This window comes from Salipiger abyssi, assembly GCF_001975705.1.
Classification (GTDB): domain Bacteria; phylum Pseudomonadota; class Alphaproteobacteria; order Rhodobacterales; family Rhodobacteraceae; genus Salipiger; species Salipiger abyssi.
Genome location: NZ_CP015093.1, coordinates 3860095 through 3879060 on the forward strand (window position 1 = coordinate 3860095; position 18966 = coordinate 3879060).

Consider the following 18966-nt stretch of genomic DNA (forward strand, 5'->3'; position numbering starts at 1 on the left):
GACATGCAACTGAACCGGAAAGACTTTCCCGAAGACTTCCTCTTCGGAACGGCAACCTCGAGCTATCAGATCGAAGGTCATGCCTTTGGCGGTGCCGGGCGCACCCATTGGGACGATTACGCCGACACGCCGGGCAATGTGGTGCGCGCCGAGAACGGCGCCACCGCCTGCGATCACTATCACCGCTATGCCGAGGATCTCGACCTCGTGGCCGCCGCCGGGTTCGACGCCTACCGCTTCTCGATCTCCTGGGCGCGGGTGCTGCCCGAGGGGCGCGGCACGCCCAACCCCGACGGGCTCGATTTCTACGACCGGCTGACCGACGCGATGCTGGAGCGCGGGCTGAAACCCTATGCCACACTCTATCACTGGGAGCTGCCCTCGGCGCTTGCCGATCTCGGCGGCTGGCGCAACCGCGACATCGCGGCCTGGTTCGGCGATTTCACCGAAACGATCATGCGTCGGCTCGGCGACCGGATGGACACCGTCGCCACCATCAACGAGCCCTGGTGCGTCGCCTGGCTCGGCCATTTCCTCGGCGGACACGCGCCGGGTCTGCGCGACATCCGCGCCGCCGCCCGCGCCATGCATCATGTGCTGCTCGCCCATGGTCGCGCCATCGAGGTGATGCGCGGGCTGGGGATGGAGGGGCTCGGCGGCGTCTTCAACCTGGAATGGGCGCATCCCGCCGATGACAGCGAAGAGGCCTATGAGGCCGCCGCGCGCTATGACGGGATCTACAACCGCTGGTTCATGGGCGGCGTGTTCAAGGGGCAATACCCGGATATCGTGCTGGACGGTCTGGCGCCGCATATGCCCGAGGGCTGGCAGGACGACATGGCGCTGATCTCGCAACCGCTCGACTGGTGCGGCATCAACTACTACACCCGCAAGCTGCTCGCTCCCGCGAAAGGCCCCTGGCCGTCGCTCAAGGAGGTGCCCGGCATCCTGCCCAAGACCTATATGGACTGGGAGATCTATCCTGAGGGACTGCTGAACTTTCTCGAACGCACTGCAAGCGAATATACCGGCGATCTGCCGATCTATGTGACCGAGAACGGCATGGCCTCGCATGACGATCCGGTGGCGGGCGAGGTGCAGGACGAGCACCGTATCGCCTTTATCGAGGCGCATCTGGCCGATGTCCGGCGGGCGCTGGCGCGCGGGGTGCCGGTGAAGGGCTATTTCGTCTGGTCGCTGCTCGACAATTACGAGTGGAGCTTTGGCTACGACAAGCGCTTCGGGCTGGTGCATGTGGATTTCGACACGCTTGCACGCACGCCGAAAGCCTCCTACCACGCGCTGAAGAGAGCGCTAACAGGAGAGTAGGCATGAGCCACGGGATCACGGCGGTTCTGGCGGATATCGGCGGCACCAATACCCGCGTCGCGCTGGCGCATGGGGCAGATGTGGAGACCGGCAGCATCCGCCGCTTCCGCAATGCCGAACATGCCGGCATCGGCGATGTGCTGCGCGCCTATCTCGCCGAGGAACAGGTCGCGCCGCAGGCCGTCTGCGTCGCCATGGCCGGCCCGGTGCGCGACAGCGCCGGCACGCTGACCAATCTCGACTGGGAGGTGAACCGCGAGATCCTCGCCGAAGCGACGGGGGCCGAGACGCTGGCGGTGCTGAACGACCTTCAGGCGCAGGGCCACGCGCTGGGCCATATCGCGGCGGACAAGCTCACCACCCTCCTGCCCGGTCAGCCCGCCAGCCCGCAATCCGCGCGGCTGGTGATCGGTGTCGGCACCGGCATGAACGCGGCACCGGTCTATCGCCTCGGCGACCGCACGCTGGTGCCGCCGTCGGAGGCCGGCCATGCCACGCTGGCGCTGCGTTCCGACGATGAGCTGCGGCTCTTTCAATATGTCTCTCGCAAGCATGACGGCGCCGGGGTCGAGCATTTCCTCTCCGGGCGCGGGTTCGAGCGGATCTGGAACTGGCTCTGCGACGAGGACGGCATCGAAGACGAGAAACCCGCCGCCGAGATCATGGCGCTGATGGAGGCCGGCGACGCCCGCGCTACCCGCGCGGTCGAGACGTTCTCGATGCTGCTGGGCCGGGTCTGCGGCGATCTGGGGCTGGTCACCCTGCCCTTTGGCGGCATTTACCTCGTCGGCGGCGTCGCGGCGCATTTCGGCCCGCATCTGATGAATTGCGGCTTTGCCGAGGGCTTCCGCGACAAGGGCCGGTTCAGCACGTTCATGGACCAGTTTCCGGTGCATCTTGTGACAGACGACTATGCGGCGCTTACAGGATGTGCATGCCACTTAACCGAACAGTTGCAAATGCAGGGCTAATACCGGTCCCAAACTTGCCTTTCACAAAATAAGCCTATTGATACCCTAACACTCACGCCAGTGTGCAAGATCCATAATCGAGCGAGTTCAGAACGATGCTTCAGATGAAGACACCGCCCCTCCGCGACGCCATTCTGCGCCATCTGACCTATTCCTTCGGCAAGGATCCCGAACACGCCATCCTCGAGGACTGGCGCATGGCGCTGAGCTATGCGGTGCGCGACCGGATCGTCGACGCCTGGTTCAAGGCCACGGGCAAAACCTATGACACCGGCGCCAAACGGGTCTATTACCTGTCGATGGAGTTCCTGATCGGGCGGCTGCTCGAGGACGGCATCGTCAATCTGGAACTGGTCGAAGAGGCAAAGGCCGCGCTCGCCGATTTTTCCAAGGATTATCACGAGGTGCTGGCCGACGAGCCCGACGCGGCGCTCGGCAATGGCGGGCTCGGCCGGCTCGCCGCCTGTTTCCTCGAAAGCCTCTCGACCATCGGCTGCCCGGCGCATGGCTACGGCATCCGCTACGAGCATGGCCTCTTCCGGCAGAGCTTTGTCGACGGGCGCCAGGTCGAGCAGCCAGAGCTCTGGCTCAAGCAGCGCCACGCCTGGGAATTCGAACGCCCCGAGGTGCGCTATCGCATCGGCTTCGGCGGCCACATCGACACCCGCGGCGAAACCGTGCGCTGGTATCCCGCCGAAGAGGTCGAGGCAGAGGCCTTCGATACGCCCATCGTCGGCTGGCGCGGGCACTGGGCCAATACGCTGCGGCTCTGGTCGGGCCGCGCCATCCACCCGTTCGATCTCGACGCTTTCAACCACGGCGATTACGCGCGTGCCGCCGCCCCCGAGGCGCTGGCGCGCACGATTTCCCGCGTGCTCTATCCCGACGACACCACCGAACAGGGCAAGGAGCTGCGGCTGAAGCAGGAGTATTTCCTGACCGGCGCCGCGCTACGCGACATCCTGCGCCGCTTCAACAACCAGTTCGGCGATCTGCGCAAACTGCCCGAAAAGGTGGCGATCCAGCTCAACGACACCCACCCGGCCATCGCCGGGCCGGAGCTGGTGCGCATCCTGCATGACGAGCGCGGCATCGAATTCGACGAGGCGATGGAGATCGCGCGCGGCACGCTTTCCTACACCAACCACACGCTGCTGCCCGAAGCGCTGGAAAGCTGGGACGAAACCCTCTTTGGCCGGCTGCTGCCGCGTCACATCCAGATCATCGACCGGATCGACAGCACGCATGCGGCCAAGAACCCCTCGCGCACCCAGTCGATGCGGGCCGATCATCAGGTCAAGATGGGCCAGCTCTCCTTTGTCATGGCGCATCACGTCAATGGCGTCTCGGCGCTGCATACCGAGCTGATGAAGACCACCGTCTTCGAAGAGCTGCACCGCCTGCACCCCGAGCGCATCGTCAACGAGACCAACGGCGTCACGCCGCGCCGCTGGCTCCTTGCCTGCAACCCGCGCCTCGCCGGGCTGATCACCGAATCCATCGGCGAGGATTGGGTCGACGATCTCGAACAGCTCGAAAAGCTCGAACCCTATATCGAGGATGCCGGCTGGCTCGACCGCTACGCCCGGGTCAAGCGCGACAACAAGACCGAGCTGTCGAACTGGATGGGCCAGACCTACGGGCTGCATGTGAGCCCCGACATGCTCTTTGATGTGCAGATCAAGCGCATGCACGAATACAAGCGCCAGCATCTCAACATCCTCGAAACCATCGCCCACTGGCAGGAGATCCGCGACAACCCCGATGCCGGCTGGGTGCCGCGGCTGAAGCTCTTTGCCGGCAAGGCGGCGCCGGGCTATTTCTTTGCCAAGGACATCATCCGCCTGATCAACGACGCGGCGGCGGTGATCAATTCCGATCCGGTGACCGGCAAATATCTCAAGGTCGCCTTCCTGCCGAACTACAACGTCTCGCTGGCCGAGCGGCTCATTCCCGCCGCCGATTTGTCAGAGCAGATCTCCACCGCAGGCAAGGAGGCCTCGGGCACCGGCAATATGAAATTCGCGCTGAACGGCGCGCCCACCGTCGGCACGCTCGACGGCGCCAATGTCGAGATCCGCGACCATGTGGGGGCCGAGAACTTCTTCCTCTTCGGCCTGACCGCCGAGGAGGTGGTCGAGCGCCGCAGCGTCGAAAACCATGCCTGGAAGGCGGTCGAGGCCGATCCGCGCCTCAAGCGAGCGCTCGACGCGATCCGCGAGGGCCGGTTCTCGCCGTCGGAGCCCGAGCGCTATCACGGCGTGGTCGATAATCTGCAAGGCGCCGATTACTTCCTCGTCTGCTCGGATTTCAGCGATTACTGGCGCGCGCAGCGCGAGGTGGATCAGGCCTTTGCCGAGCCCACGGGCTGGGCGCGCATGGCCGCCTACAACACCGCGCGCTCGGGCTGGTTCTCGTCGGATCGCACGATCCGGGGCTATATGTCTGATATTTGGCAGGCGAAGAGCCTGCTCGACATCTAAGCCGCTAACAGGCGCCGCCGGGCATTGCAGCCCGCGCGGATCGCACTAAAGTCCGGGGCATGACCGATGCAAATCACCCCACCGCCCCGGACTTTCAACGCCTGATCAACGGGCATCACGACGATCCCTTCTCCATTCTCGGACCGCACTCGCAGGACGGCGCGCGCAGCGTGACCGCCTTCGATCCCGGTGCCCGCGAGATGTGGGCGGTGATCGGCGACAAGCCCCACCCGCTGGCGCCGGTCGACGGCGCGCCGGGAGTGTTTCGCGGCAAGGTGCCGGGCGATAAACCCTATTTCCTGCGCGGCGCCGCCGGCGGCAACAGCTGGGAATTCGAAGACGCCTATCGCTTCGGCCCGGTGCTGGGCGAGATCGACGAATATCTGCTCGGCGAAGGCAGCCATCTGCGGCTCTGGGAAGCGCTCGGCGCCCATGTGATCGAGCATGAGGGCGTGCGCGGCACACAATTCGCAGTCTGGGCGCCGAACGCTAAGCGCGTCTCCGTCGTAGGCGATTTCAACTGGTGGGACGGGCTGCGCCACACCATGCGCCGGCGCGGCGCCACCGGCGTCTGGGAGATCTTTGTTCCCGCGGTCGGCGACGGCGCGCTCTACCGCTACGAGATCGTCGGCCCCGACGGCCAGCTCCAGCCGCATAAATCCGACCCGGTGGGCTTTGGCTCCGAACACCCGCCCGCCAACGCCTCCATCGTGCGCGATATCGAGGGCTATGGCTGGTCGGATGGCGACTGGATGACCTCGCGCCAGGCGGCGCAGAACCGCGAGGCGCCGATCTCCGTCTACGAGGTCCACCTGCCCTCCTGGCGGCGCAAGGACTGGGGCCGCCCGATCTCTTACGTCGAGGCGGCGACCGAGCTGGTCGACTACGTCAAGGAGATGGGCTTTACCCATATCGAGCTGCTGCCGATCAGCGAATACCCGTTCGACGGCTCCTGGGGCTATCAACCCATCGGCATGTTCGCGCCCACCATCCGCTGCGGCCTGCCGCATGAGTTCCGCGATCTGGTCAATGCCGCGCACCGCGCCGGGCTGGGGGTGATCCTCGACTGGGTGCCGGGGCATTTCCCCTCCGACCCGCACGGGCTGGGCAAGTTCGACGGCACCGCGCTCTATGAGCATGCCGACCCGCGCGAGGGGTTCCACAAGGACTGGAACACTCTGATCTACAATTACGGCCGGGCGGAGGTGTCGAACTTCCTGACCGCCAACGCGCTCTACTGGCTGGAGGAATACCATGCCGACGGGCTGCGGGTGGATGCGGTGGCCTCGATGCTCTATCGCGACTATTCGCGCCAGCCCGGCGAATGGGTGCCCAACAAGGATGGCGGGCGCGAGAATTACGAGGCCATTTCCCTGCTGCAACGGATGAACACCGCCACCTATGGCGAGAACCCGGGCATCGTGACCGTGGCCGAGGAAAGCACCGCCTATCCCGGCGTGTCGCAGCCGGTCGATCAGGGCGGGCTGGGCTTTGGCTTCAAGTGGAACATGGGGTGGATGAACGACACCCTGGAATACGTCAAGAAAGACCCGGTCTACCGCCAGTACCATCACCACCAGATGACCTTTGGCCTGGTCTATGCGTTTTCCGAGAATTTCATCCTGCCGATCAGCCATGACGAGGTGGTGCACGGCAAGGGCTCGATGATCGGCAAGATGCCAGGCAGCGACTGGGAGAAATTCGCCAATCTGCGCGCCTATTACGGCTTTATGTGGGGCCATCCGGGCAAGAAGCTGCTGTTCATGGGCCAGGAGCTCGCGCAGTGGTCGGAATGGAACCACGACGCCCAGGTCGACTGGGATTGCCTGCAAAACCCGGCCCATGCCGGCATTCAGGCGCTGGTGCGCGATCTCAACCATCTCTACCGGGACACGCCGGCGCTGCATGCAAAGGATTGCTATGCGGACGGGTTCCAGTGGATCTGCGGCGACGACGCGCAGAATTCCGTTTTCTCCTGGGTGCGACGGGGAGCGCCCGGAGATCCCGAAGTTGTGGTGATCTGCAACTTCACCCCGCAAGAGCAAGGGTCGTATCGCATGGGGATGCCTGCGACCGGACGCTGGCGCGAGGCCCTGAACAGCGATGCCGAGATCTACGGGGGCGGCAATCGCGGAAACTATGGCGCCGTCGAGGCGCATGCGGGGGATCATCACGGTCAGCCGGCCTATGCCGACGTGACCATTCCGCCGCTCTCGACGGTCTATCTGATACGGGACAGTTGATATAAGTTTTACAATCGGTTGTCAGAACTCGGGGCACGACAACCTCTCAGCATGAAGAGGATCTGACATGCCATGGAGAAACCAGAGGCTGGCGGGGCGGAGCATGGCTTTCGTCCTCGCTGGCGGGCGCGGATCGCGCCTGCATGAGCTGACCAATTACCGCGTCAAACCCGCCGTCTATTTCGGCGGCAAGACGCGGATCATCGACTTCGCGCTGTCCAACGCGATGAATTCCGGCATCCGCAAGATCGCGCTGGCCACCCAGTACAAGGCGCATAGCCTGATCCGGCACGTCCAGCGCGGCTGGAGCTTTTTCCGCGCCGAGCGTCACGAGTTCCTTGACATCCTGCCGGCCTCGCAGCGGGTTTCCGAGGGCATGTGGTATCGCGGCACGGTCGATGCGGTGGCGCAGAATATCGACATCATCGACAGCTATGACGTGGATTACATCGTGATCCTCGCGGGCGACCACATCTACAAGATGGATTACGAGCTGATGATCCGTCAGCATGTGGAGACCAAGGCCGATGTCACCGTCGGCTGCCTCACCGTCGACCGCCCCGAGGCCAGCGCCTTTGGCTGCATGGCGGTGGACGACAAGGACCGCATCACCTCCTTCCTGGAAAAGCCGGTGGATCCGCCCGGCCTGCCCGACGATCCGGAAAAGACGCTGGTTTCCATGGGAATCTATGTGTTCGACTGGAAATTCCTGCGCGAGCGGCTGGTCGAGGATCTCGACAACGACGCCTCCAGCCACGATTTCGGCAATGACATGATCCCCGAGATCGTCGCCAAGGGCACGGCCCAGGCGCATCGCTTCGAGGATAGCTGCGTGCGCTCGCGCCCCGGCGCGCCGGCCTATTGGCGCGACGTCGGCACGATAGATGCGTTCTGGAAGGCCAATATCGACCTAACCGATTTCACCCCCGATCTCGATCTCTGGGACACGGACTGGCCGATCTGGACCTATTCCGAGCTGCTGCCGCCGGCGAAATTCATCCATGACGAGGAAGACCGGCGCGGCTCCGCCGTCAGTTCGCTGGTCACCGGCGGCTGCATCATATCCGGCACCGAGATCCGCGAGTCGCTGCTCTCGACCATGTGCCACACCAATTCCTATGCCTCGCTCTATCGCGCGGTGGCGCTGCCCTATGTCTATGTCTCGCGGCACGCGCGCCTTAAAAACGTGGTCATAAATCGTGGGGTACATATCCCCGAGGGGCTCGTCGTCGGCGAGGATCCCGAAGAAGATGCCAAATGGTTCCGCGTCAGCCCCGGCGGTGTGACCCTGATTACCCAGCGCATGCTGGACCGGAGAGAAGCCGAAAAATGACAAGAGTCCTGTCCGTGGCCTCGGAATGCGTCCCCCTGATCAAGACCGGGGGGCTCGCGGATGTGGCCGGCGCCCTGCCCGCCGCGCTGGCCCCTCACGGGGTCGAGATGCGCACGCTGCTGCCGGGCTACCCTCCGGTGATGCAGGCGATCACGCGGAATCACCAGGTGGCCGAATGGGACGATCTCTTCGGCGGCTTCGCGCGTGTCTTTCGCGGCAAGCTCGGCGAGCAGGTGGTCTATGCGCTCGACGCGCCGCATCTCTACGACCGCGACGGCGGCCCCTATATCGACGCGCAGGGCCGCGACTGGCCCGACAATCCCGAACGCTTCGCCGCGCTCTCCAGCGCCGCCGCGATGATCGCCGCCGACGGGATCGAGGGCTGGGCGCCGCAGGTCCTGCATTGCCATGACTGGCAGGCGGGCTTTGCGCCGCTCTATCTGCGCGAGCTCGGCGCCGGCGACCGGGTCGCCTCGCTGATGACGATCCACAATATCGCCTTTCAGGGCATCACCCGCGCCTCTATGATCTCCACGCTCGGGCTGCCGCGCTCCGGGTTTAACGAGAAGGGTTATGAATTCTGGAACAATATCAGCGCGCTGAAGGCCGGTCTTGTCTATGCGGATAAACTGTCCACCGTCTCGCCCACCTACGCATCAGAGCTGATGACGGAGGAGTTCGGCAACGGGCTCGACGGTCTGCTGCGCGAGCGGCAGGAGGATCTGGTCGGCATCCTCAACGGCATCGACGAGGCGCTCTGGACACCGCCCTACAAGACCCCCGTCGGCAAGGCCAAGCACCGCGCCGCCCTGCGCGAAGAGCTGGGCCTGCCCGACTGGCCCGGCCCGGTCTGCGTGCTGATCTCGCGGCTGACCTCGCAGAAAGGCCTCGACATCCTGCTTCAGGCGCTGCCCGCGCTGCTCGATCGCGGCGGCCAGCTGGCGCTGCTCGGCACCGGCGAGCGCGAGCTGGAACGCGCCTTCATGGCCTATGCCGAGGCGCATCCGGGCGTGGCCGTCACCATCGGCTATGACGAGGCGCTGGCGCGGCGGCTGGTCGCCGGCGGTGACGCCATCCTCGTGCCATCCCGATTCGAGCCTTGCGGCCTCACCCAGCTTTACGGGCTGCGCTATGGCACGCTGCCGCTGGTGGCGCTCACCGGCGGTCTCGCGGACACGGTGATCAACGCATCGCCTGCCGGATTGGCAGCCGGCGCGGCAACCGGGCTCCAGTTCCACCCGGTGACCGCGCAGGCCCTTGCGCAGGCCCTCATGAAACTGGTCAAACTCTATGAGGACCGTGCAACCTGGACCAAGATGATGAAAAACGCCATGGCGGCCCCGGTCAGCTGGGAACATTCCGCCGCCGACTACGCGACGCTCTACCGCGAGATGGTCAAAGCTGAATGACCGGCCCCGAGATTCTGGCAGGACACGCCGCACCGCTGGGCGCCACGTTCGACGGCGACGGGGTGAATTTTGCCGTCTTTTCGCAACACGCCGAGGCGGTGACGCTCTGCCTCTTCGACGAACACGGCACCGAAAGCGCCCGCCTGCCGCTGCCCGAACGCGACGGCGATATCTGGCACGGCCGGGTGCCGGGGCTGACCCCGGGCCAGCTCTACGGGCTGCGCGCCGACGGGCCCTTTGCCCCGCGCGACGGCCACCGTTTCAACCCGGCCAAGCTGCTGATCGACCCTTACGCGCGCCGCCTCACCGGCCATCCGGTCTGGCACGATGCGCTGATGGGCGGGGCCGAGGCGCCGGACGAGCGCGACAGTGCCCGGTTCATGCCGAAATGCGTGGTCGAAGACCCGAGCTACGACTGGGGCCGCCACAGCGCGCCCGACTGGCCGCTTGAGGAAAGCGTGATCTACGAGGCCCATGTGAAGGGCCTGACCAAGCGCTTTCCCGGCGCCGACCATGCCGGCCATTTCCTGGCGCTCGCCTCCGACCCGGTGCTGGAGCATCTGGTCAAGCTCGGCATCACCGCCATCGAATTGCTGCCCGTGCAGGCGTTCCTCAACGACCGCTTCCTGATCAAGAAGGGGCTGGTCAATTACTGGGGTTATCAGACGCTCGGCTTCTTCGCGCCCGAGCCGCGCTATCTCAGCCAGGGCCGGCTCTGGGAATTCCAGTACATGGTGGCGCGGCTGCATTCCGCCGGGATCGAGGTGATCCTGGATGTGGTCTATAACCACAGCTGCGAAGGCGACGAGAACGGCCCGACGCTGAGCTTTCGCGGGCTCGACAACCGCTCGTACTACCGGCTGCATGACGACAAGCGCTATTACATCAACGACACCGGCACCGGGAACACGCTGAACCTCGAACATCCGATGGTGCTGCGTATGGTGATGGATTCCCTGCGCTACTGGGCGACGACCATGGGTGTGGACGGGTTCCGCTTCGATCTCTGCTCGACGCTGGGGCGCACCTCCAACGGCTTCGATGCCAACTCGGCCTTCTTTAAGGCGATCCGACAAGACCCTGTTCTGGCGCAGAAAAAGCTGATCGCAGAGCCCTGGGATATCGGCCCGGGCGGCTATCAGCTCGGCAGCTACCCGCCGCCCTTCGCCGAATGGAACGACCAGTATCGCGACGGCGTCCGGCGGTTCTGGCGCGGCGATGTCGGCCATGTGCCGGTGCTGGCCGACCGCATCACCGGCTCTGCCGGGCATTTCGATCACTCCGGCCGCGCGCCCACCGCCTCGGTCAACCTGCTCACCGCGCATGACGGCTACACCCTCACCGATCTGGTGAGCTATGTGGAGCGTCACAACGAGGCCAATGGCGAAGACAACCGCGACGGCCACGGCGAGAACTATTCTGACAACTTCGGCGTCGAAGGCCCTACGGATAATGAGGAAATCCTCGCCGCCCGCGCCCTGCGGCGGCGCAATATGATGGCGACGCTGCTGTTCAGCCAGGGCACGCCGATGATCCTTGCGGGCGACGAGCTGGGCAATTCGCAGATGGGCAACAACAACGCCTATGCGCAAGATAACGAGATCGGCTGGATCGACTGGGAAAATGCCGACGAAGAGTTCATGGCCTTCACCCGCGGGCTGATCAGCTTCCGCAAATCGCACCCGATCCTGCGGCAAAAGCGCTATCTGCATTCGCAACCGCGCAAGGTCGACGGCGTGCCCGATCTGTTCTGGTGGCGCCCGGACGGCACCGAAATGACCCGCGCCGACTGGACCAACGGCCATTTGCAGGTGCTCTGCGCCGAGCTGCGCATTGCCAGCGGCACGCCGCGCTATGCCCAGCGGGAAGAGGCGATCTATCTCGCCTTCAACGCCGGTGACGAGGTGCAGTTGACGCTGCCCGGCCTGCCCGATGGCTTTCGCTGGGTGCGCCATGTGGATACCGCACAGCCGCTGACCCCGGCGGAACCGATGGGGCTGAGCCTGAGCATGGCGGCGCATTCCGTGCTGGCGCTGGTGGAGGAACCGGGATGAGCGACCCTGCCCTCGACGACCGCGCACACAAAGCCGGAATAATCTCTGAATTCAGGGATTTGTTCGGCAATATTCAGGTCGCGCCTGAAGAAAGCAAACTGGCTATTCTCGCCGCGATGGGGCTTTCGGAGGCGGATGACACGCCCGAGCCCGCGCTGCCGCGCTGGCATGTCTGCGCCACCGAGGAACCGCCCGCGCTGGCGGTGCCGGGCGACTGGCGCATCGTGCTGGAGGATGGCAGCGAGCGCGAGGGGCGCGGCCCGCTGCCGGCGCTGCCGCTGGGCCGGCACCGGCTGGAGAGCGAGGGCGCGCGCTGCTGGCTGCTCTCGGCGCCGCCCCGGCTGCCGCTGCCCCGGCACCTCTGGGGGCTGATGGCGCCGCTCGCCTGCCTGCGCAGCACCGCACAGGGCGGGATCGGCAGCTATGACGATCTCGCGCAGCTCGCCGAGGGACTGGCCGCACAGGGCGCCGCCTTTGTCGGCGTGAACCCGATCCATGCGGGCTTTCCCGCCCATCCCGACGGGTTCAGCCCCTACACCCCCTCGCACCGCCGCCGCTTTGCGCCGCTCTACCTGCCCACCGCCGCGCGAGCCGCCGAGCCCGGACCGCTGCTGATCTTCTCCGAAGAGCTGCCCGCGCGCATGCAGGCGCTGGAGGAGGAGTTTCGCGCCGCGCCGCCAGGCGCCGCCTTCGAGCGTTACCTCCGCCACGAGGGCGAGGCGCTGCACCGTTTCGCCACCCATCAGGCGCTGTCGGAAAAGCTCGGCGCCTATTGGGACAGCTGGCCCGCGGCTTATCACGATCCGCAAAGCGCCGAGGTGGCGCAGGCGGCGCATGATCTGGCCGAGCGCGTGCGCTTTCACGCCTGGCTGCAATACAAATCCGAGGGCGCGCTGGCCGAGACCCAGAGCCGCGCCAAAGATGCCGGGATGGACCTGGGGCTCTATCTCGACCTCGCGGTCGGCACCCACCCGCATGGCGCCGAGACCTGGGACGACCGTCAGAGCTTTGCCTTCGGCGCCAGCCTCGGCGCGCCGCCGGATGCCTTTGCGCCGCAGGGGCAGAACTGGCATCTGGCGCCCTTCAACCCGGCGCATCTGATCGACACCGGTTTCGAGGCGCTGGCGCTCACACTGCGCCAGCAGCTGCGCTTCAGCGGCGCGCTGCGCATCGACCATATCCTCGGCTTCGAGCGGGCCTTCTGGGTGCCCGATGGCGACCTGCCCGGCGCCTATGTCGCCATGCCGCGCGAGGCGATGCTGGCGGTCGCGCGGATGGAGGCGGCGCGCGCCGGCGCGGTCATCGTCGGCGAGGATCTGGGGGTGATCCCCGACGGGCTCCAGCAGGCGCTGAGCGACAGCGGCATTCTCGGCTGCCGGCTGATGTGTTTCGAACACGATGGCGATCCGCCCTGGTATCGCGCGCCCAAGGACTATCCCGAGGGGGTCATCGCCAGCTTTTCCTCGCACGATCTGCCCACCTGGAAGGGTTGGCGCGAGGGGCGCGAGATCCTGCTGCGCCGAGAGATCGGCATCCTCCCGCCGGAGCATGTGGACGGCATGCTCTCGTGGCGCGGTCGCGAGGTCGAGGGGATGGACGGCGCCACCTCGCCCTATCGCAATGGCTATGGCCCCGAGGCGCCGGAGGCGATGGCGGCGCTGCTGGCGGAAACCGCCGCCTGCATGACGGCGTTACAGGTCGAGGATATTCTGGGCATGGACAATCAGCCGAACCTGCCGGGAACGGTGTCCGAATACCCGAACTGGCGCCAGCGCCTGCCCGCCTCGCCGGAAGAGATCGCCGCCTCGCCGGTGCTTGCAAATGCCGCTCGGATCATGAAACGTGCCGGGCGATAGGAGACCTGATTTATGACCACCATTCGTACCGTCCCCACCGAGCCGATCGAAGGCCAGAAACCCGGCACCTCGGGGCTGCGCAAGAAGACACCGGTGTTCCAGACCCACCATTATCTGGAGAACTTTGTTCAAAGCATCTGGAACGGCATCGGCGGCGTCGCGGGCAAGACGCTGGTTCTCGGCGGCGACGGGCGGCATTTCAACAGCCAGGCGGCGCAGGTTGTGCTGCGCATGGCCGCCGCCGGCGGCGCGAAAAAGGTGATCGTCGGCAAACGCGCGATCCTGTCGACCCCCGCCGCGTCGAACCTGATCCGCACGCGCGGCGCCGATGGTGGCATCATCCTCTCGGCCAGCCACAATCCCGGCGGGCCCGAGGGCGATTTCGGGGTGAAATACAACACCGCCAATGGTGGCCCGGCCCCCGAGGGCGTGACCGCAAAGATCTTTGACGCGACCAAAGAGATCGCCGAATTCGCCATCACCGAGAGCCAGGATATCGGCTTGCGCATGACCGATACGGTGAGCCTGGGAGAGATGGAGATCGAGATCGTCGACCCGGTCGATGATTACGCCGCGCTGATGGCGGAGCTTTTCGATTTCGATGCCATCCGCGCGCTGTTCCGCTCCGGCTTCCGCATGCGGTTCGACGCGATGCACGCGGTGACCGGCCCCTATGCGACGCGCATCCTCGAAGAGATGCTGGGCGCACCGCCGGGCACGGTGATCAACTCGATCCCCCTGCCCGATTTCGGCGGCGGCCACCCCGACCCGAACCCGACCTGGGCCAAGACGCTCTGGGACGAGATGATGAGTGAGACCGGCCCGGATTTCGGCGCGGCCTCGGATGGCGACGGCGACCGCAACATGATCGTCGGGCGGCAATGCTATGTCTCGCCCTCCGACAGCCTCGCGGTGCTGGCGGCGAATGCCACGCTGGTGCCCGGCTACAAGGACGGGCTGAAGGGCGTGGCACGCTCCATGCCCACCAGCGCCGCGGTGGACCGGGTCGCCGAAAAGCTCGGCATCGACTGTTACGAGACACCCACCGGCTGGAAGTTCTTCGGCAACCTGCTGGATGCGGGCCGCGCCACGCTTTGCGGCGAGGAGAGCTTTGGCACCGGCTCCGACCATGTGCGCGAAAAAGACGGGCTCTGGGCGGTGCTGTTCTGGCTGAACGTGCTGGCGGTGAAGAAACTCTCGGTCAGCGAATTGATGGCAGCGCATTGGGCCGAATACGGGCGCAACTACTATTCCCGCCACGATTATGAGGCAGTGGACAGCGACGCCGCCAGCGGGCTGATGGCGCATGTGCGCGGCCAGCTCGCCTCCCTGCCCGGCCAGAGCTTTGGCGCGCTGACGGTCGAGAGCGCCGACGAGTTTGCCTATGACGATCCGGTGGACGGCTCGCGCGCCGAGGGCCAGGGCCTGCGCGTGGGCTTTGAAGGCGGCGCGCGGCTGGTGCTGCGGCTTTCCGGCACCGGCACCGAGGGCGCGACGCTGCGGGTCTATCTCGAAAAGCTGGAGAGCGATCCCGACGCGTTCGGCCTCGATCCGCAGGAGGCGCTGGCCGAGGTCATTGCCGCCGCCGAGGCGATTGCCGAGATCACATCCCGCACCGGACGCGACGCGCCCGACGTCATCACCTGACCGCGCATGGACACGCTTCGCGCCATTCTGCTGATGGTGCTTGCCATGGCGTTGCTCGCCTGTAGCGACGCCTTTCTCAAGCTCGCGTCGCAACATGCTCCTGTCGGGCAGGTCATGGCCATGCTCAGCCTTGGCGGCACTGCGCTGTTCATCGTCTTCGCCCGGCTGCGGCGGGTAAAGCTGCGCCTTGCGGAGGTGTTCGAGCGGATCGTGATCCTGCGCAACGCCTTCGAGATCATCGGCGCCGCCGGCATGATCGTGGGCCTGTCGAAGATCCCGCTGTCGCTGATGGCGGCGATCATGCAGACCGCGCCGCTGGTGGTGACGGTGGGCGCCGCGATCTTCCTGCAAGAGCCGGTGGGCTGGCGCCGCTGGACCGCGATCGGCGTCGGGCTCGCAGGCATGCTGATGGTGATCCGCCCCTTCGGCGCCGAGTTCACCGGCTGGGAGATCTTTCCGGTGATCGGCGTCACCGGGCTCGCCGCGCGCGACCTGGTGACGCGCATGGTGCCCCAGCGCATCCATTCTCTGGCGGTCTCGACCTATGGCTTCGCCGCGATCTTCCCGGTGGGGCTCGCGCTGATGCTGATCTCTCCCGCGCCCTTCGCGGCCTCGCCGCCGGTCTTTCTCTACATGGCCGGGGCCATCGCGGTGACCACGGCGGGCTATCTCTCGGTGACCACGGCGATGCGTATGGCGACGGTCTCGGCGGTGGCGCCGTTCCGCTATACGCGGCTGATCTTCACCACCGGGCTCGGCATGGCGATATTCGCCGAACGCCCGGACGGCTGGACGCTTGCCGGATCGGCGCTGATCCTCGGCGCGGGGCTCTACAGCTATCTGCGCGAACGCCGGCTGAGCCGCGCCGCCATGATCTGAGCCGCCACGCTCAGGGCGCCGGCCCGTCCAGCACCGCGATTCCCGGCGGCATTGGCCTGCCGCTGCCATCGACCGAGACGGTCTCGCGCATGCGCGGCAGCGCCTGCGGCATCTCTTGCTGCACCCAGGCGATGAGCTTTTCGCGGATCTCGCAGCGCAGCTCATAGGTCACCGGCGCGTTTTTGGCCGAGGCCAGAACCCGCACCTCCATCACCCGCTCGCGGAAATCGGTGACCTGCACCGCGAAAACCTCGCCATCCCAGCGCTCCGAGCCCTCGACCACCCGTTTCGCCTCTTCCCGAAGGGCCGAAATATCGGCGGTGTGGTCGAGATAGAGCATCACCACCCCAATGAGCGACGAGGTGTCCCGCGTCCAGTTCTGAAAGGGCTGCTCGATGAAATACGAGAGCGGCACCACGAGGCGGCGCCAGTCCCAGATCTTGATCACCACATAGCTGCCGGTGATCTCCTCGACCTCGCCCCACTCGCCCTCGACGATCACCGCGTCACCGATGCGGATCGGCTGGGTCACGGCAAGCTGCACCCCGGCGATGAGGTTCTTCAGCACCGGTTGCAGCGCGAAACCCACGACAATGCCCGCAGCCCCCGCAGAGGCCAGCAGCGACACGCCCCATTGCCGCACGCCCTCGAAGGTCATCAGGATCGCCGAGGCCGCGACCACGGTAATAATCCAGCCCACCAGCCGCACCAGGATGCGGCTCTGCGTGACATGTTTGCGGGCGAGGTAACTGTCCTCCGCCCCCAGCGTGAACTTGCGCAGATGCACCGTCGTCCAGATATGCAGCGCCGTGTGCAGCACCCAGGCCACCAGCACCATGAAGGCGATGAGCAGCGCGTGCTGCGCCAGATCGGCGCCGTCCGGGTCGAGCGGCGCCACCGGCACGCCCACGCTCAGCGCCGCGACCACCAGCCCCAGCCGCAAGGGCCGGCGGGTGCGCGCGACGAGGCTGCGCCAGAACAGATCCTTCCTGGCCACCGCCCGGGTGAGCAGCGCAAAGACCACGCGAAAGGTCATCACCCCGACCAGAAAGGCCAGCCCCAGCACCGCAAGCGGCATCGCCCAGTCCGGCAGCACCGGCAGCAGCCGCTCGATATCGCTGGTGATCACCTCGACCTGCTGTTCGAGCTGTTCCAGTTCCTCTTCCATGACGCCTCCTGTCCCCCCGGCGCCCCTGCGGCCGCCGGCGGATCCGATCCGTTGTCATTGCTGCGTTGCAAAAGAATTAGCTGCGCTGCGGCATTTGGCAAAACAAAGCGCGCGCACCCTGCCCCCGTTAGCGCAATCTGCTGCCGGTTCGGGCCGTTAGCGCCAGCGCAAGTTTACATTCGTGCCCTGCCTGCTATAGCTCGCCCGAACCTATGCTGGACCTAAGGGACGGACCTTCATGAGCACCATCATCGACATTCACGCCCGCGAGATCCTCGACAGCCGGGGCAATCCCACCGTCGAAGTCGACGTCACCCTGGAAGACGGCGCAATGGGCCGTGCCGCGGTGCCCTCGGGCGCCTCGACCGGCGTGCATGAGGCGCATGAGCGCCGCGACGGCGACAAATCGCGCTATATGGGCAAGGGCGTTCTGGAAGCGGTGGCCGCGGTCAACGGCGAGATCGCCGAGGCGCTGGTGGGCTTCGACGCCACCGAGCAGCAGGCCATCGACGGCGCGATGATGGAGCTCGACGGCACCGACAACAAGGGCCGGCTCGGCGCCAACGCCATCCTCGGCGTGTCTCTGGCGGTGGCCAAGGCGGCGGCGGAATTCACCGCGCAGCCGCTTTACCGCTATGTCGGCGGCACCTCCGCCCGCGTCCTGCCGGTGCCGATGATGAACATCATCAATGGCGGCGAGCATGCCGACAACCCGATCGACATCCAGGAATTCATGATCATGCCGGTGGCGGCGGAGAACATCCGCGAGGCCGTGCGCATGGGCTCGGAAGTGTTCCACACGCTGAAGAAAGAGCTCTCGGCGGCGGGCATGTCCACCGGTCTCGGCGACGAGGGCGGCTTTGCCCCCGAGCTGGGCTCGACCCGCGACGCGCTCGATTTCATCCTGAAGAGCATCGAAAAGGCCGGCTACAAGCCCGGCGAGGATATCTACCTGGCGCTCGACGCCGCCTCGACCGAGTATTTCAAGGACGGCAAATACGAGATGAAGGGCGAAGGCCTGTCGCTCACCTCCGCCGAGAATGTCGATTATCTCGCCAAGCTCTGCGCCGATTACCCGATCATCTCCATCGAGGACGGTTGCGCCGAGGATGACTGGGACGGCTGGAAGATCCTCACCGAGAAGCTGGGCGACAAGGTGCAGCTCGTGGGGGACGACCTCTTCGTGACCAACCCGGAACGCCTGGCCATGGGCATCGAACAGGGCGTCGCCAACTCCATGCTGGTCAAGGTGAACCAGATCGGCTCGCTGTCGGAGACGCTGAAGGCGGTCGATATGGCCCATCGCGCGCGCTACACCAATGTGATGTCGCACCGCTCGGGCGAGACCGAGGACGCCACCATTGCCGATCTCGCCGTCGCCACCAATTGCGGGCAGATCAAGACCGGCTCGCTGGCGCGCTCGGACCGGCTGGCCAAGTACAACCAGCTGATCCGTATCGAGGAACTGCTGGGCGACGTGGCCGAATATGCGGGCAAGTCGATCCTGCGCTGAGGCCGGTATCAAATCTCTTCGAAGAGATTTGCAAATTCTTTCCAAGGAATTTGCGCGGGGCGGCGACCGAAAGGCGCCGCC

At 65.7% G+C, this 18966-nt stretch carries 12 protein-coding genes; 11 read left to right on the forward strand and 1 reads right to left on the reverse strand.

Annotation, left to right across the window (positions count from 1 at the left end):
• Nucleotides 1-3: 3 nt before the first annotated feature.
• From Ga0080574_RS22355 to Ga0080574_RS22400, 10 genes are all read left to right on the forward strand, one after another.
• A complete protein-coding gene (locus Ga0080574_RS22355; protein WP_076704847.1) occupies nt 4-1329 on the forward strand; it encodes a GH1 family beta-glucosidase in 1326 nt (441 codons plus the stop codon).
• Between the two features lie 2 nt (nt 1330-1331).
• Nucleotides 1332-2300, forward strand: a complete 969-nt coding sequence (locus Ga0080574_RS22360) for a glucokinase (protein WP_076704849.1) — start codon at nt 1332-1334, stop codon at nt 2298-2300.
• Between the two features lie 95 nt (nt 2301-2395).
• Nucleotides 2396-4783 carry a glycogen/starch/alpha-glucan phosphorylase gene (locus Ga0080574_RS22365; RefSeq protein WP_076704851.1) on the forward strand — a complete coding sequence of 796 codons (2388 nt, stop codon included), beginning with the start codon at nt 2396-2398 and terminating at the stop codon, nt 4781-4783.
• 59 nt (nt 4784-4842) lie between these two features.
• Complete coding sequence (gene glgB, locus Ga0080574_RS22370) at nt 4843-7026, forward strand: 1,4-alpha-glucan branching protein GlgB (RefSeq protein WP_076704853.1); 2184 nt, start codon at nt 4843-4845, stop codon at nt 7024-7026.
• A 67-nt stretch (nt 7027-7093) separates the two neighbouring features.
• On the forward strand, nt 7094-8359 hold the full coding sequence (gene glgC, locus Ga0080574_RS22375; protein WP_076704855.1) for a glucose-1-phosphate adenylyltransferase: 1266 nt from the start codon (nt 7094-7096) through the stop codon (nt 8357-8359).
• Complete coding sequence (glgA, locus tag Ga0080574_RS22380; RefSeq protein WP_076704857.1) at nt 8356-9768, forward strand: glycogen synthase GlgA; 1413 nt, start codon at nt 8356-8358, stop codon at nt 9766-9768. Before glgC ends, glgA begins: the two co-directional genes overlap by 4 nt.
• Nucleotides 9765-11822, forward strand: coding sequence for a glycogen debranching protein GlgX (gene glgX / locus Ga0080574_RS22385; protein ID WP_076704859.1), 2058 nt, complete (start codon nt 9765-9767; stop codon nt 11820-11822). The genes glgA and glgX overlap by 4 nt, the downstream gene beginning before the upstream one ends.
• On the forward strand, nt 11819-13678 hold the full coding sequence (gene malQ / locus Ga0080574_RS22390) for a 4-alpha-glucanotransferase (protein ID WP_076704861.1): 1860 nt from the start codon (nt 11819-11821) through the stop codon (nt 13676-13678). Before glgX ends, malQ begins: the two co-directional genes overlap by 4 nt.
• A 12-nt stretch (nt 13679-13690) precedes the next feature.
• Entirely contained in the window at nt 13691-15325 is a 1635-nt protein-coding gene (locus Ga0080574_RS22395) for an alpha-D-glucose phosphate-specific phosphoglucomutase (RefSeq protein ID WP_076704864.1), read from the forward strand.
• 6 nt (nt 15326-15331) lie between these two features.
• Nucleotides 15332-16204 carry a DMT family transporter gene (locus Ga0080574_RS22400; RefSeq protein WP_076704866.1) on the forward strand — a complete coding sequence of 291 codons (873 nt, stop codon included), beginning with the start codon at nt 15332-15334 and terminating at the stop codon, nt 16202-16204.
• Nucleotides 16205-16214: 10 nt separating this feature from the next.
• On the opposite strand, the gene Ga0080574_RS22405 is transcribed toward Ga0080574_RS22400, so the two are convergent.
• The gene (locus Ga0080574_RS22405) at nt 16215-17372 is read right to left on the reverse strand and encodes a mechanosensitive ion channel family protein (RefSeq protein WP_076704874.1); all 1158 of its coding nucleotides are present in this window, start codon (nt 17370-17372) and stop codon (nt 16215-16217) included.
• A 238-nt stretch (nt 17373-17610) separates the two neighbouring features.
• On the opposite strand from Ga0080574_RS22405, the gene eno reads away from it, so the two are divergent.
• Nucleotides 17611-18885 (forward strand): phosphopyruvate hydratase, encoded by a 1275-nt coding sequence (gene eno, locus Ga0080574_RS22410; RefSeq protein ID WP_076704876.1) that lies wholly within the window; start codon nt 17611-17613, stop codon nt 18883-18885.
• The last annotated feature ends 81 nt before the right edge of the window (nt 18886-18966 follow it).